Source organism: Serratia sp. BW106 (assembly GCF_002607755.1).
Classification (GTDB): Bacteria; Pseudomonadota; Gammaproteobacteria; order Enterobacterales; family Enterobacteriaceae; genus Serratia; species Serratia proteamaculans.
Genome location: NZ_MCGS01000014.1, coordinates 134,527 through 150,073, shown reverse-complemented (window position 1 = coordinate 150,073; position 15,547 = coordinate 134,527). Strand labels below are relative to the sequence as shown.

Sequence of the window (15,547 nt, the reverse complement as noted above, 5' to 3'; positions counted from 1 at the left end):
CGAACACGGAAACCGCAATCAGTTACTTTCCAGCATGTTGATAATCTGGTTGGCAACCACTTTAGCGCTTTGATCGTCGGTGCGGATGGTGACATCTGCAATTTCTTCGTACAACGGATTGCGCTCTTTCGCCAGCGCTTCAAGCACTTCACGCGGAGGAGAATCAACCTGCAGCAGCGGACGTTTTTTGTCGCGCTGGGTACGGGCCAATTGCTTCTCGATAGTGGTTTCCAGGTACACCACTACGCCACGCGCCGACAGACGGTTACGCGTTTCACGCGATTTAACCGAACCACCGCCGGTAGCCAGCACGATGCCTTGCTTTTCCGTCAGTTCATTAATGACTTTTTCTTCACGATCGCGGAAACCTTCTTCACCTTCCACGTCGAATACCCAGCCCACGTCAGCTCCGGTACGTCGCTCAATTTCTTGATCGGAGTCGAAAAACTCCATATTGAGTTGCTGAGCTAACTGACGGCCAATAGTGCTTTTGCCGGCACCCATAGGCCCAACCAGAAAGATATTGCGTTTCTCTGCCATGTTTTTCGGTATTACTAAGACAATTCGTTAATGTTAACCCGCCCCGCCAATCAAATCAGCGGCGGGACCTAAACTGAAACCTCATGAACGATAGTGCGAGATCAGACGGAAAATTATCTCAACACTCTTGGTAGTTTGGCAACCGAATAAATCGCAATCCACGCCGCAGGAGGGAAACCATACGTTTTTAACGGCGTCTTGGCGCTAACAAAAAAACCTCGGTGCTCAATTCGGTAACCCTTGTAAGCTAAATCGGTCGCAGCGTCAAACGCAGATGCCCCGAAGGTGATAAAAAAGTGCATCTGCTCATCAACTTTAGGCGATTTCCCACGAACCGCACACCCGGTTGCTCAGGCCTTAATCAATGTCGGAGTAATGAATATCACCAGCTCGCGTCGTTTATGCTGTTTGCTGCTCTGTTTGAACAAGGATCCCAGCAAGGGTACGTCGCTGATCCCGGGTACCTTGTCTGCGCCCTCGGCGCTATGACGTTGAAATACACCACCTAAAACAACGGTTTCGCCATCTTTGAGCGTCACCTGGGTTTTGATCTCCTGTTTATCGATCGCCAACGTCTCGCCTGCCGCACGGCTGATTGAACGCCCGGGCATGTTCTGGCTGATTTGCAGGGTCAGGGTGATACGGCCATTGGGCAAAACTTTCGGCGTCACCTCCATGCCCAGCACCGCCTCCTTGAATTCCATCGACGTCGCCCCGCTGGAACCGCTGTTTACCTCATAGGGAATTTCGGTCCCCTGTTTAATGCTGGCGGTTTGCAGGTTCGCGGTCAGCAGGCGCGGACTGGCGATGATTTCCACTCGGTTCTCCTGCTCCAGCGCCATCAGTTCCAGATCCAGTAATCGCCCGCCGATCCGCGCCAGGTGAAAACCCGCGCTGACTGCGCTGCGATCCAGCGGCAACCCGATGTTAAAGCCGTCCATTTGCCATGACTTTGCCGGCCGCTCATCCGATGCCAGCCCCCAACGCACACCCAGCTCGCGTAAACTCTCGCTGTTGATGGTGACAATATGCGCCGCCAATTGTACCTGCGCCAACGGTGTGTCCATCTCCGCAATCCGCTGGGTTAATAGCGCCACTACCGGTGCAGTGTCGCGGATCAGAACAGCGTTGGTGCGCTTATCCGCGACCACGCTGCCACGCTCACTCAGTAACAGACTGCCCTGAGCATTGAGATTTTCAGCAATCTCTTGCGCATCGGCATGGCTCAGCGGCAAGGTCACGCTGTGCAGCGGTTGTTTTTGCGCCAACGCCAATTTTTGACGCTGCTTTTCCTGCTCATTGGGTTCAGGAGAGACCATCATCACATTCCCCTCCAGCGTCATGGACAGCTTCCCCATGCGCAGGATCACCGTCAGCGCCTGGCGCCAGGGCACGTTATCCAACCTCAGCGTCAGGTTGCCGCCCACGCCGGCAGCGGTGACCACATTCAGTTGTTGATAATCCGCCAGTGCCTGCAACACCAGAGCAACTGGCGCATCCTGAAATTCCAGCGAAATAGGCTCCTGGTCCTGCGCGGCACCGGCAATAGCGACACTCCAGAGCAACACGCCCAGCCAACGGCATCCTTTCATTTTTCTTCCTTATGGTTTCCCAGGGTCAATACCACGGCATCCTCAGCGACCGGACACGCCGGATCGCCCTGTTTCTCCTTCAGCGTTAATTGCCCCTCCAGGACCTGCTCTACCCGCCAGCGGCCAGCCAATAAGGTTTGTTGAGGCTTTAATCGCAGCCACTGCCCGGCGGTGGTGATAACCCAGGCATGGTGTAGCGCCGCCTGCCCGATAGTGCCTTTCAATTGCCAGTTCACCGGTGATTCCGCCACGCTCGGGCAGTCAGGCAAGGGTAATGGCTTGAAAGGATCGCGTGGCTGCGGCTGGGCCATCAGCGTCAGAGGCAGCCACAGCAACCAGAACCCGTAACTTTTATTCATTGGGGTTTACCGCCGCAGCCTCTGCCAAAGCTGCCTGGAGAGTGAAATTTGCCATCAGCCCTTCCGCCTGCGCTTCAACGGTCATTTGATCAATGCGCAAGTTGGCAGGCAGGCTCTCCAACAGTCTTAATAAACTGCCGTAATTGAGATGCAGCCGCAGGATTTGCCGCGGTGAGCTCTCCTGCTGCTGCCAGCGTTGCAGCCCGGCATTTGCCCGTTGTAAGGCAACCGCCAGGTCCCCCTCGGCGACAGGCTGACGAGCGACCTGCTGCAAGTCTTGATTCACCTGTTCCAGCGTCGGCATACGGGCGAGTTGCTCCCACAAGGGGCTCATTTGTTGCGTCAGGCGCTGCTGCTCTGCCTCGGTCTGTGCCAGTTGCTGCCATTTCCCTTGCAACAGCAACAAACCGAACAGCAGGATCAGGCTACCCAACACCAGCCACTGGATGGCCAGCAGCTTCCACCCCGGCAGCCCCAACCCTCTCGCCAACCAAAACGGCAATGGCTTATCCACCCTGCCCCCATTGCGCCACCAACGTAAACGAGAACAAACCATCCTGGCGCTGCGCGACTTCTGCCAGTCGGTAGCGCTGTAACAGGGGTAACGCCGTCATCTGTTGCTCAAACTGAAGCACAGCTTCGTAGCGCCGGCTAAGGCCCCGTAAGGTGATACTTTGCGCGTGGCTTTCCAGCGCGATCAGCCACAGCGGGTCAGGTAACAGGACGGGGAGTTGTTGTAACAGTTGCAGATAACGGCGGTTATGCGCCCGGTTGTTGTCATGCTGTTGTGCCAGCGCGGTTAAACGCGCCAGACGCGCCATCGCCTGTTGCAACTGTTGATAACGATCGGTCAGTTTTGTCTGCTGATCGATCAGCGCTAACAGTGCCGCATGCCGCTGTACCTGTTGCTGACTCAGCAAGCCAAAAACGACCATCAGTACCGCCAGCACCAACACCAGTTGCAAGACGAACATACGTAACCAGAAGGCGCAGCGGCGACGCTGACCTCGTGTGCGCCATGGCAAGAGATTAACCTGATACATCAGCTATCCTCAGCGCGCAGCGCCAGGCCGCCGGCCAAGACAAACGCCGCCGGCAATACGGGTAACGGGGGCCGAAGTTGGCTGAAAGCGCTAAAGGGTGACCACGGCAGGCTGCCTGGCGGCGGCGGCTCATCCATCACGCTGCTATAGTAAATCTGGTCTTCACCGAGTGAGGGACAGGCAGCATTTATCGCCGCCAGCGCCTGGCTTGCCCCAGCAGCTTCCCTTATCGGTACGATGCCATAGGCAAACACCACTCGGTGCGGGGCCACCCATAGCCATTCGTCATCGAGGCGATGCAACAAACCGGCGTCGGCCGACACGCCTGCCGCCTCTGCCATTACACGCAGCGCGCAAGGGGTAATATCAACCACCTGAGGCTGCAAATTGGCGTGGCGCAGGCAGTCTAGCCACTGTTGCAGCTCTTGCTGGCGTGCGGCGGTGAGCAGCAGGGTCGCATGTTCGGGCAGTGCCTGGCGGTAGTCCAGCGCCAATGTTTGGCTATCCAGGGGAAACTGTTTCAGCCCCTGACTGGTGATGTAGTCGCCACGTAGCGGCTCTTTCAGCCTGGCGTCCGGCAGCGGCATCTGATGCTGTAGAACCCGCTGCGCGGGCAGAGCAATGCGTAAGGAAATATGTCTTGGTAACTGAACCCGCCATTGCCGTAATGCCTGAATCAGCGCGTCGGTCTGTTCCAGACAGCCCTCACGCAGCACCGGTTGCGGCAGCGTTTGTTGCCACCAGTGACGCAGTTGCCAGCCATTGCGGCGGCGTTGTGCTGCCAGGGCACGAACGCAGTGACTTTGTATATCCAGTCCCACCTGCCATGCTTGAGTAAACATATTTCGCCCGACCTCCATATCGTCAGATAACAAAAGAACATATCCATGTTGCAGGCTTGCCTTTATACTACCGCGCGGTTGTTTATAAACTGCCCAAATGACATGAAAATGGGAAATCTCAGGTGAAGTTCGTAAAGTATTTACTAATCCTTGCAGTGTGTTGCATCGTGTTGGGGGCAGCCTCGATCTTTGGCTTGTACAAATATGTCGAGCCGCAGCTGCCTGACGTTGCAACGCTGAAAGATGTGCGGCTGCAAATACCGATGCAGGTTTACAGCGCCGATGGCGAACTGATCGCCCAATACGGTGAGAAACGACGTATTCCGCTAAAACTGAACCAAATTCCGCCGGTTATGGTGCATGCGTTTATCGCCACCGAAGACAGCCGCTTCTATGAGCATCATGGCGTCGATCCTATCGGTATCTTCCGTGCAGCCTCTATCGCGCTGGTCTCAGGCCATGCGTCACAGGGGGCGAGTACCATTACCCAGCAGTTGGCGAGAAACTTCTTCTTAAGCCCGGAACGCACCCTGATGCGCAAAATCAAGGAAGCCTTCCTGGCAATACGCATCGAACAGATGCTGACCAAAGACGAAATCCTCGAGCTGTATCTGAATAAAATCTATCTGGGGTATCGCGCCTATGGCGTGGGTGCTGCGGCACAGGTTTACTTCGGTAAAGACGTCAGTCAGCTCAGCTTAAGCGAAATGGCGACCATTGCCGGCTTGCCGAAAGCCCCGTCAACCTTCAACCCGCTCTACTCCCACGATCGCGCCGTAGCTCGCCGCAACGTGGTGCTGTCGCGCATGCTGGATGAGCATTACATCACCCAGTCGCAGTACGATCAGTCGCGCAGTGAAGAGTTGGTGGCCAATTACCATGCGCCGGAAATCAGCTTCTCCGCACCTTATCTCTCCGAGATGGTGCGTCAGGAGATGATCAAGCGTTATGGCGACAATGCTTATACCGATGGCTACAAGGTCTACACCACCGTCACCAGGAAGCTGCAGTTGGCGGCGCAGGAATCGGTACGTAATAACGTGCTGGCGTATGACATGCGCCACGGTTACCGCGGCCCGTCCAACGTGCTGTGGAAAGTGGGTGAAGCGGCCTGGGACCAAAAGCAGATCGTCGACTCATTGAAGAATCTGCCTAACTACGGTCCATTGTCGCCGGCGGTGATTGTCGCAACCAGCGCCGAAGAGGCCACGGCCATGATGGCAGACGGCAGTCATGTCGCGCTGCCGATGTCCACCATGCGCTGGGCACGGCCTTACAAGTCCGACACGCAGCAGGGTTCAACGCCGAAACGCGTCACCGATGTGGTGCAGGCCGGTCAACAGGTTTGGGTCCGCAAAGTGGGCGAAAACTGGTGGCTGTCACAGGTGCCGGACGTCAACTCTGCCCTGGTGTCGATCAACCCGAATGACGGGGCGGTGAAAGCCCTGGTCGGCGGGTTCGACTTCAACCAGAGCAAGTTCAACCGCGTCACTCAGGCACTGCGTCAGGTCGGTTCCAATATAAAACCCTTCCTGTATACCGCAGCGATGGACAAGGGCCTGACCCTGGCTACCATCCTGAATGACCTGCCGATCACCCGTTGGGATCCAGGTGCCGGTACCGACTGGCGACCAAAGAACTCACCGCCAACCTACGACGGCCCGATTCGCCTGCGTCAGGGGCTGGGACAGTCGAAGAACGTGGTGATGGTGCGTGCGATGCGTGCGATGGGCGTCGATTACGCGGCAGAATACCTGCAGCGTTTCGGCTTCCCGGCACAAAACATCGTACACACTGAATCACTGGCGCTGGGTTCCGCTTCGTTCACCCCAATGCAGTTGGTACGGGGTTACGCGGTGCTGGCCAACGGCGGTTATCTGGTGGATCCGTACTTCATCACCAGGATTGAAGACGATAACGGCAACACGGTGTTCGAAACCAAGCCGAAGATTGTCTGCGACAGCTGTAATCTGCCGGTGATTTATGGTGATACCCACCGCTCTGCCGTGCTTTCCGAAGACAATATTGAAAATGTCGCGACGTCGCAGGAAGGCAAGAATGGCAACGTGCCAATGCCGCAGCTGGAGCAGGTGACCCCGGCTCAGGTTCAGCAGGATGGCGATCAACAATATGCGCCACACGTTATCAGCACCCCGCTGGCATTCCTGATGCACGACGCGCTGAACAGCAACATCTACGGTGAACCAGGCTGGATGGGCACCGCCTGGCGTGCAGGTCGTGATCTGAAACGTCGTGATATCGGCGGCAAAACCGGGACCACCAACAGTTCAAAAGACGCCTGGTTCTCCGGCTATGGCCCGGATACCGTGACGTCGGTATGGATTGGCTTCGATGACCATCGGCGTGACCTTGGCCGTGCAACGGTATCCGGTGCGATCCCGGATCAGGTTTCCGGCGGCGAAGGCGGTGCGAAAAGTGCACAACCGGCCTGGGATGACTTTATGAAAACGGCACTGGAAGGCATTCCGGAGCAGAAAGTTACCCCACCACCGGGCATTATCAGCGTCACCATCGACAAGAACAGCGGTAAGCTTTCCGGCGGTGGCGGCGGTAGCCGTTCCGAGTACTTTATCGAAGGGACTCAGCCGACGGACTACCCATCAAGGGATACCGGTACAACGCTGACCGACCCCGGTGGCGAGAGCCACGAATTGTTCTAACAAAAAGGGCCAGAAAAATTCTGGCCCTTTCTTTTTTGAATCATCAGTGTCTAACGTGAACCGCGCAAAAACGCCTCAGTGAGGAACAATGCGCTAACGTTACGCGCCTCGCGGAAATCAGGCTCTGCCAGTAACGCCATCATGTCGGCTATCGGCCAACGCACCTGCGGCAAGGGTTCCGGTTCATCCCCCTCCAGGCTCTGCGGGTAAAGATCGTGCGCCAGCACAATATTCATTTTGCTGGAAAAGTACGACGGCGCCATTGTCAGCTTGCTAAGAAAATCAAAGCGACCTGCACCAAAGCCGACCTCTTCCATCAGTTCACGGTTAGCCGCTTCCAGCACGCCTTCACCCGGATCAATCAACCCTTTAGGGAAGCCAAGCTCATACGATTCGGTGCCCACGGCATATTCACGGATCAGCAGTAAATCGTCGCCAATCACCGGCACAATCATCACGGCCTCGCGATCTGAGGGCCGCATCCGCTCATACACCCGCCGTACACCGTTACTGAATTCCAGATCGACCGACTCAACGTTAAATAAACGCGAACGCGCGACCGTTTCTACTTTCAGAATTTTAGGTTTTTGCAGGTGTTTATCCATGATTGCCTCAAATGAGTTATCCAGCGGCAGGCCACAGCATCAGGCGTGATGACGCGAATAACCAGAATAATGATTGGCGTGACGCGCAGTTCACATGCGTTCAAACGCTGACCAAATCCGATCTTGATCACATTGTGCGTTAATGAGAACCTTGGCCGCAACGAGCACAAGCAGTAATTTACTTTTTTTTAACAAGCGTAGCCAGTACCCGCCGCTTTTCTGTTCTCATGCAGCAAAAAGAACGCATTAAAATAAGATAATGCCGATATCGACAGTGCAACCTGGTTGCTATCATCACGCAGGTAAGACAGGACAGTAAGACGAATGTTTTTTATCAATAAGTGAGATCCCGACGGAGAATCTGCTTTCCCGTCACGGATCAGGGTGTCTCTTGGTGATTGGACTGCGTATAATACTCCACGATTCATCAGGTTGGTGAGGTTCACGGGTACAGGATGGGGATAGCATGAGCACAATAGTGTTGATATTGGCCTTAGTGCTTGCCTGCCTGATTGCCGCCGGCCTGTATCTTTGGTTCAAAGCCCGCAATCAGCCGCTGCTGACGCGTACGCTGCCTTTTATCAAACCCACACACCGTAAGCTGACCGGCGAAGAACGCGCCGCCGTTGAGCACTATCTCGGCCAACAAAATAAGCTGAGCAACAAACTGTTGCCCGGCAACAGCTCATTACCTTCTGCCAAGCTGGCGCTGACCCCACAAAGCGACAACGTCTACCCGATCACCCACGCCATCACCCGCTACGGGCTGGCCAGCGATGAACCCAATAAATGGCGCTATTACCTGGACGCCGAAGAGGTGCATCTGCCGCCGTTCTGGGAGCAGTACATCAGCGCCGATAACCATGTGGAAGTGATTAAAACCCAGACGCTGCCGCTGGTGATCTCGCTCAACGGGCATTCGCTGAAAGACCATATTCACGATCGGCCGCTGCCGCCGATGGTCAAGGCGAGTTCCAGCCAAAACGCCTCTATTCGCAAGGAAGAGAGCGAGCACGTCGAACTGGTGAACATCCGCAAGGAAACGCCGGAAGAACACGCACTCAATCGTCCGAACGGTATCAAGGAAGCCGCCATCATTTCGGCCGCCCTGCTGTTGCTGTTCTTCAGCCTGATCAGCCCGGTGGTGGTGATCCCCTGGATGATTGTCGTCGCCGTGCTGATGATCGCCTGGGGTTGCTGGAACCTGTTCCGCCGCCCGGCCACACGCGAACTGAAAGAAGTGCACTGCCTGCGGGGCACCCCCAAGCGTTGGGGGCTGTTTGGCGAATCCAATCAGGGGCAAATCAGCAACATTTCACTCGGCATCATCGATCTGATTTACCCGCCACACTGGCAGCCTTACGTTACCCAGGATCTGGGTAAAACCACCGACGTGGATATTTACCTTAACCGTCAGGTGCTGCGCCAGGGACGCTTCCTTTCGCTGCACGATGAGGTGAAAAACTTCCCGCTGCAGCAATGGGGTCGAAATGCGGTGCTGATGGCCAGTTCGCTTCTGGTACTGCTGCTGTTGCTGACCTACATCCCACTGAGTCTGCCGCTCAAGCTGAGCATGGCCTGGCTGCAAGGCGCACAAAAAATAGAAGTCACCAACGTGCAGGCATTGGAAGGCACAACGCTGCGCATCGGGGACACGCTGAAGGCTCAGGGCACGGGCATGTGCTATGTGCCGCCGTTAACCAGTGGCACACGCTCTTCCAGCTTTATGCCATTCGACTGCTCAGGCATTTACTGGAACAACGCGGCCCCCCTGCCGCAGCCGGAATCGGAAGTCATCGACAAGGCCTCTGCCCTGCTGGCGACGGTCAATGACCAGTTGCATCCTGACGGCACCGAACAAAAGCTCAACCCGCAGTTGGCCAGCGCGATCGAAAAATCCGGCATGATCCTGCTGGATGATTTTTCGGATATTGTACTGAAAACGCAAGATTTGTGTCAGGCAGACAATGACTGTGTCCGGCTGAAGAACGCACTGGTGAACCTGGGTAACGTCAAAAACTGGGGCACTCTGGTGAAACGTGCCAAATCTGGTTCGCTGCAAGGGGTGAACGTGTTATTGCGCCCGGTAAGCGCTGAATCGCTGGAAAGCCTGACCAAGGTGGCCGCATCCTCTTTCGTCTACAGTGAAACCCGGCAGGCTGCCGCCGCACTCAACAGCCCACCGCCCGGCGGATTCCTGATCAGTAGCGATGAAGGTAAACAGCTGGTGAATCACCCGCAACCCACGGTGCCGCTAAACGAATACAACGCGCTTGACCAATGGAATGAGCTGCAACGCCTTGCCAGTATGCTGCTGCATACGCCGTTCGAAGCGCAGGGAGTGATCACCAATATCAGCGTCGATGCCAACGGCACCCGCCATATTTCGCTGCACAGCGAGCCGGATATCATCACCCTGTGGCGTTATCTCGGCACCAGCCTGTTGCTACTGACGGTCGCCGTGGTTTTGGGTTACAACACCTGGCGACTGGTACAGCGTCGTCGCAGCAATCAGCACCGGATCGCCGATATCCAGCGCTACTACGAAAGTTGCTTTAACCCGCAGTTCGCCCCGATGTCATTGCGGCCGATGCCCTGAGTCATTCGCCGGCCTGCGCCCTGTCATTTGCTTATGCTACGCTAACGCTATTATCCTTATCCTGCGGACCGCCGACGGTTCGCCAATGGAGTTTTCATGGTTCCCGAGTTTGACTGGCGTGAGATTGATACCGTGCTGCTGGATATGGACGGTACCCTGCTCGATCTGGAGTTCGACAGCCACTTTTGGCTCAGCCTGGTGCCACAGGCCCTGAGCGAGCAGCGTGCCATTCCCTTCGATAAAGCGCGTGAAATTATTCACCAGGAATATCTGGCAGTACAGCACACCATGAACTGGTACTGCTTCGATTACTGGAGCGAACGGCTGGACATGGATATTTACCGCATGACCAGCGAGGTTGGCAGCCGCGCCCGCCTGCGTGAAGATACCGAGCCGTTTTTACAGGCATTACGTGCGGCGGGCCACCGGACTATTTTGTTGACCAACGCCCACCCACACAGCCTGGCGGTAAAAATTGAGCATACCGGTTTGGATCGGCACCTTGATTTATTACTTTCTACCCACACATTTGGTTATCCGAAAGAAGATCAGCGTTTGTGGCAGGCAGTGCAGCAACATACCGGTTTTGATCCGCAGCGCACGCTGTTTGTCGACGACGGTGAACCTATTCTGGATGCCGCCCGTACCTTCGGCATTCGCTACTGCCTGGGCGTGCAGAACCCGGACTCCAGCATGGCGGAGAAAACCTTCCAGCATTACCCATCGATGCGCGATTACCGCCTGTTGATACCGGCGCTGGCCAGGGGGAATTGATGAAAGGGAAAGGAAAAGCAACGGACGACGAAGCCGTTCGGCTGGACAAGTGGCTTTGGGCGGCACGTTTCTATAAGACCCGCGCACTGGCCCGGGACATGATCGACGGCGGCAAGGTGCACTACAACGGACAGCGCGGCAAGCCGAGCAAGATTGTCGAGCTTAACGCCGAGATCAAACTGCGTCAGGGAAATGAAGAACGCACGGTGATCGTGTTGGCTTTGACCAGCCAACGGCGCGGCGCCGACGAGGCGCAGCAAATGTATCAGGAAACTGAGGCCAGCATCGTCAACCGAGAGAAAGTGGCGCTCGCGCGCAAGATGAATGCGCTGACCATGCCGCATCCGGACCGCCGTCCGGACAAGAAAGAGCGGCGCGACCTGATTAAATTTAAATTTGGTGAGCAGGAATAAACCCTCACCGCAATGAGAGAAAACTATGTCTAACCATGACCAATTGCACCGTTACCTGTTTGAAAACTACGCGGTGCGCGGTGAGCTGGTTACCGTCAGCGAAACCTATCAGCAGGTTCTGAACAACCACGACTATCCGGCACCGGTAAAGAAATTGCTGGGTGAACTGCTGGTTGCCACCAGCCTGCTGACCGCAACGTTGAAGTTCGACGGCGACATCACCGTGCAGTTGCAGGGCGACGGTCCGCTGAAGCTGGCGGTGATTAACGGCAACAACCGCCAGGAAATGCGTGGCGTGGCGCGCGTACAGAGCGAAATCGCTGATGACAGCACGCTGCATCAGATGATCGGCAATGGCGTCATGGTGATCACCATCGCCCCCTCCGAAGGCGAGCGCTATCAGGGCGTGGTAGCACTGGAAGGCGAAACGCTGGCCGAGTGCCTCGAGGCTTACTTCCGCCAGTCCGAGCAGTTGCCAACCCGCCTGTTCATCCGTACCGGTGAGTCTGAAGGCCAACCGGCTGCGGGCGGCATGCTGCTGCAGGTCCTGCCGGCGCAGGACGGTAACGCCGATGATTTCGATCATCTGGTGCAACTGACCAATACGGTGAAAAGCGAAGAGCTGTTCGACCTGCCGGCCAACGAAGTGCTGTATCGCCTGTACCACCAGGAAGAAGTCACCCTGTATGAACCGCAGGACGTGATCTTCCGTTGCACCTGTTCACGCCAGCGTTGCGCTGATGCGCTGATCACCCTGCCGGCGGAAGAAGTGGCCCAAATGCTCGAGCAGGATGGCAATATTGATATGCACTGCGATTACTGCGGCAATCACTATGTGTTTGACGCCGTGGATGTTGCCGCCTTATACACGGGTAACACCGACGAAAGCGAGCAGTTGCACTAAGTAGCACCTCATATCGGCGGGCGCGCCCTGCGCCTGCCTGTTTACTCCGTTTGCACGTTTGCTTTTTTCCGTGTGCTATCTCTCAGATCGTAACGAAAAACCGACTAAAACGTTAAATATTTGATACCTATCGCGGTTACTCGCTGCTGAATCCCTACAATTGGCGCCAGAAATTCTGTGACCAAGGAGTAGTGACATGCGTGTTAAAGGTATAACCCCTCAGGATCTGGCCGCTTATGGGATTCATAACGTCGGCGAAATCGTTCACAACCCGAGTTATGACTTGCTGTTTAAGGAAGAAACAGACCCATCTCTGGAAGGTTTTGAGCGTGGGGTCGTAACCAAGCTGGGTGCTGTATCCGTCGACACCGGTATTTTTACCGGCCGTTCCCCGAAAGATAAATATATCGTCCGTGACGACATCACCCGCGACACCGTCTGGTGGGCCGATCAGGGTAAAGGCAAAAACGACAACAAACCCCTCAGCCCGGAAATCTGGGCAGACCTGAAACAGCTGGTCACCACGCAACTCTCCGGCAAACGCCTGTTTGTGGTAGATACCTTCTGCGGCGCCAACGCCGACTCCCGTCTGAAAGTCCGCTTTATTACCGAGGTCGCCTGGCAGGCGCACTTTGTTAAAAACATGTTCATTCGCCCGACCGACGAAGAACTGCAGGATTTCGAACCGGACTTCGTCGTCATGAACGGCGCCAAATGCACCAACCCGAACTGGCAGCAACAGGGCCTAAACTCGGAAAACTTTGTCGCTTTCAACCTGACCGAGCGCATGCAACTGATTGGCGGCACCTGGTACGGCGGCGAAATGAAAAAGGGTATGTTCTCCATCATGAACTACCTGCTGCCGCTGAAAGGCATCGCCTCAATGCACTGCTCGGCCAACGTGGGTGAGAAAGGCGACGTGGCGGTATTCTTCGGCCTGTCCGGCACCGGTAAAACCACCCTGTCCACCGATCCAAAACGCCAGCTGATTGGCGATGACGAGCACGGTTGGGACGACGACGGCGTGTTTAACTTTGAAGGCGGCTGCTACGCCAAAACCATCAAGCTGTCTGAAGAAGCCGAGCCGGATATCTATCACGCCATCAAACGCGATGCGCTGCTGGAAAACGTCACCGTGCTGGCTGACGGCACGATAGATTTCAACGACGGTTCGAAAACCGAGAACACCCGCGTTTCCTACCCGATCTATCACATCCAGAATATCGTGAAGCCGGTATCCAAAGCGGGTCATGCCACCAAGGTGATCTTCCTGACCGCAGACGCCTTCGGCGTACTGCCACCGGTATCTCGCCTGACCGCTAACCAGACCCAGTACCACTTCCTGTCTGGCTTTACCGCCAAACTGGCCGGTACCGAGCGCGGTGTGACCGAGCCAACGCCAACCTTCTCCGCCTGCTTCGGCGCAGCCTTCCTGTCGCTGCACCCAACGCAGTACGCCGAAGTGCTGGTGAAACGTATGCAAGCGGCTGGCGCACAGGCCTATCTGGTGAATACCGGTTGGAACGGCACGGGCAAACGCATCTCCATCAAGGATACCCGCGGTATTATCGACGCGATCCTTAGCGGTGAAATCGATAAGGCGGAAACCATTACTCTGCCGATCTTCGATTTGGCGATGCCAACCTCACTGCCAGGCGTTAACCCGGACATTCTGGATCCACGTGCCACTTACGCCAGCCTTGAGCAATGGCAAGAGAAGGCCCAGGATCTGGCCGAGCGTTTTGTCACCAACTTTGACAAATACACCGACACCCCGGCAGGTGCCGCACTGGTCAGCGCCGGTCCAAAACTGTAATACCTTCTTCTTACAGCTTCAGCTAAGGCGTGGATCCCACGCCTTTTTTTGTTTTTATCGGTTGTTTTTTAATCAGCACAAAGAGATAATAATGCAGTGCAATCATTGATAGCAAAGGAGGTTTCAATGGCTACCATAACCGTCAGAAATCTGGACGACGAAGTAAAGGAGTTGCTGCGCGTCTCGGCAGCAAAAAACGGCCATTCCATGGAGGAGGAAGCTCGAATGATTTTGAAACAGGCATTAGTGAAAAAACCACCGCGTTATGGTTTAGGCACGCGTATGCATCAACACTTTGCCGAATTGGGTGGCGTTGAGCTGGAGATCCCGCCGCGTGATAAAACACCGCCGCGGATTGTCACCTTTGACGACGACGATGACCAGGTATGATTATTCTCGATACCAATGTAGTTTCAGAATTGCTGCGTCCGGCGCCCCATTACCACGTTTTAAGGTGGCTGGACCAACAAGACACCTATCAATTCTATCTGAGCGCTGTCGTAGTCGCGGAGCTATATACCGGCATAGCCTGTATGCCCTATGGCAAAAGACAGTCCGAGTTGCAAACCAATCTCGGTGTCATGCTGCATGAGGAGTTTTCGGAAAGAGTTTTGCCCTTTGATACTGGCTGCGCTCTGCAGCATGCGGAATTAATGGGTGCCAACCGCCGCCAAGGCATCGGCGTCAGCTTTCCTGACACCCAAATCGCCGCCACCTGCCTGCATTACGGTGCCACCCTGGCCACGCGCAATACCAAAGACTTTATCCATTGCGGGATTGAATTAATCGACCCCTGGCAAGCCAGCACCGGTCGGCGTCTGCATGAAGAAGCGGCGGAATACTACGTCATGAGCAGAAAACCCTGACAGGGCAATGCCACTGTCAGGGATGTCAGGCGTTATCTTTCACAGTCTGATTCCCGTTGGCCGACTCTTTCTTCTCCATCGGCAACGGAATATAAGCCCTGATCAACAACCCGCCACGTTCGCTGGTGCCAATATCCAAAGCACCGTGATGACCATCGATAATGCGCTGTACAATCGCCAGACCCAGTCCGGTTCCGCTGGTGCTACGCGCGCTGTCGCCACGGACGAACGGTTGCAACAGATGCTTTAACTCTTCCGGTTTAATGCCCGGACCGTCGTCTTCCACCTGGAACCAGCCGCGCTGCAGCTCACGTCCGCTGCTGACTTTGATCCAGCCGTTGCCATAACGCGCCGCATTCACCACCATGTTCGCCGCCGCACGCTTGATCGACAGCGGATGCACATTCATCATCAGTTCACCCGGTGCCAAAGCGGTTTCGATAACCCGCTCATAACCACTCTCGGCAGCCACCACTTCACCCAGGATGCTATTCAGATCGCTTAACTCGGTCT

General features: G+C 55.6%; 16 protein-coding genes. 8 read left to right on the top strand and 8 right to left on the bottom strand.

Annotation, left to right across the window (positions count from 1 at the left end):
• Positions 1–18 precede the first annotated feature (18 nt).
• From aroK to pilM, 6 genes are all read right to left on the bottom strand, one after another.
• Positions 19–540: a shikimate kinase AroK gene (aroK, locus tag BEI65_RS11900; protein ID WP_004391482.1), complete on the bottom strand. Its 522-nt coding sequence runs from the start codon at positions 538–540 to the stop codon at positions 19–21.
• A 350-nt stretch (positions 541–890) separates the two neighbouring features.
• The gene (gene hofQ, locus BEI65_RS11895) at positions 891–2,132 is read right to left on the bottom strand and encodes a DNA uptake porin HofQ (protein ID WP_099063513.1); all 1,242 of its coding nucleotides are present in this window, start codon (positions 2,130–2,132) and stop codon (positions 891–893) included.
• Entirely contained in the window at positions 2,129–2,491 is a 363-nt protein-coding gene (locus tag BEI65_RS11890; protein ID WP_099063512.1) for a DNA utilization family protein, read from the bottom strand. The genes hofQ and BEI65_RS11890 overlap by 4 nt, the downstream gene beginning before the upstream one ends.
• Positions 2,484–3,005 carry a hypothetical protein gene (locus tag BEI65_RS11885; RefSeq protein WP_099063511.1) on the bottom strand — a complete coding sequence of 174 codons (522 nt, stop codon included), beginning with the start codon at positions 3,003–3,005 and terminating at the stop codon, positions 2,484–2,486. Before BEI65_RS11885 ends, BEI65_RS11890 begins: the two co-directional genes overlap by 8 nt.
• Positions 2,998–3,534 (bottom strand): PilN domain-containing protein, encoded by a 537-nt coding sequence (locus tag BEI65_RS11880; protein WP_099063510.1) that lies wholly within the window; start codon positions 3,532–3,534, stop codon positions 2,998–3,000. Before BEI65_RS11880 ends, BEI65_RS11885 begins: the two co-directional genes overlap by 8 nt.
• Positions 3,534–4,376: a type IV pilus biogenesis protein PilM gene (gene pilM / locus BEI65_RS11875; protein WP_099063509.1), complete on the bottom strand. Its 843-nt coding sequence runs from the start codon at positions 4,374–4,376 to the stop codon at positions 3,534–3,536. The genes BEI65_RS11880 and pilM overlap by 1 nt, the downstream gene beginning before the upstream one ends.
• Before the next feature lie 122 nt (positions 4,377–4,498).
• On the opposite strand from pilM, the gene mrcA reads away from it, so the two are divergent.
• Complete coding sequence (mrcA, locus tag BEI65_RS11870) at positions 4,499–7,057, top strand: peptidoglycan glycosyltransferase/peptidoglycan DD-transpeptidase MrcA (RefSeq protein ID WP_099063508.1); 2,559 nt, start codon at positions 4,499–4,501, stop codon at positions 7,055–7,057.
• Positions 7,058–7,107: 50 nt separating this feature from the next.
• Here mrcA and nudE read toward each other — a convergent pair whose 3' ends face one another.
• Positions 7,108–7,662, bottom strand: coding sequence for an ADP compounds hydrolase NudE (nudE, locus tag BEI65_RS11865; RefSeq protein ID WP_085119817.1), 555 nt, complete (start codon positions 7,660–7,662; stop codon positions 7,108–7,110).
• Between the two features lie 466 nt (positions 7,663–8,128).
• On the opposite strand from nudE, the gene BEI65_RS11860 reads away from it, so the two are divergent.
• From BEI65_RS11860 to BEI65_RS11830, 7 genes are all read left to right on the top strand, one after another.
• Positions 8,129–10,261, top strand: coding sequence for an intracellular growth attenuator family protein (locus tag BEI65_RS11860; RefSeq protein WP_099063507.1), 2,133 nt, complete (start codon positions 8,129–8,131; stop codon positions 10,259–10,261).
• A gap of 96 nt (positions 10,262–10,357) precedes the next feature.
• Positions 10,358–11,035: a GMP/IMP nucleotidase gene (yrfG, locus tag BEI65_RS11855; protein WP_099063506.1), complete on the top strand. Its 678-nt coding sequence runs from the start codon at positions 10,358–10,360 to the stop codon at positions 11,033–11,035.
• Positions 11,035–11,448 (top strand): ribosome-associated heat shock protein Hsp15, encoded by a 414-nt coding sequence (gene hslR, locus BEI65_RS11850; RefSeq protein WP_099063505.1) that lies wholly within the window; start codon positions 11,035–11,037, stop codon positions 11,446–11,448. The genes yrfG and hslR overlap by 1 nt, the downstream gene beginning before the upstream one ends.
• Positions 11,449–11,473: 25 nt before the next feature.
• Complete coding sequence (gene hslO / locus BEI65_RS11845) at positions 11,474–12,352, top strand: Hsp33 family molecular chaperone HslO (RefSeq protein WP_099063504.1); 879 nt, start codon at positions 11,474–11,476, stop codon at positions 12,350–12,352.
• Positions 12,353–12,548: 196 nt separating this feature from the next.
• Positions 12,549–14,168: a phosphoenolpyruvate carboxykinase (ATP) gene (pckA, locus tag BEI65_RS11840; RefSeq protein WP_099063503.1), complete on the top strand. Its 1,620-nt coding sequence runs from the start codon at positions 12,549–12,551 to the stop codon at positions 14,166–14,168.
• Between the two features lie 126 nt (positions 14,169–14,294).
• A complete protein-coding gene (locus BEI65_RS11835) occupies positions 14,295–14,558 on the top strand; it encodes a plasmid stabilization protein (RefSeq protein WP_044554783.1) in 264 nt (87 codons plus the stop codon).
• Positions 14,555–15,034 carry a type II toxin-antitoxin system VapC family toxin gene (locus tag BEI65_RS11830; RefSeq protein ID WP_099063502.1) on the top strand — a complete coding sequence of 160 codons (480 nt, stop codon included), beginning with the start codon at positions 14,555–14,557 and terminating at the stop codon, positions 15,032–15,034. The genes BEI65_RS11835 and BEI65_RS11830 overlap by 4 nt, the downstream gene beginning before the upstream one ends.
• A gap of 25 nt (positions 15,035–15,059) precedes the next feature.
• Here the strand turns inward: BEI65_RS11830 and BEI65_RS27145 are convergent.
• The coding region (locus BEI65_RS27145) for an ATP-binding protein (RefSeq protein WP_232519085.1) at positions 15,060–15,547 on the bottom strand (488 nt) is incomplete at its 5' end.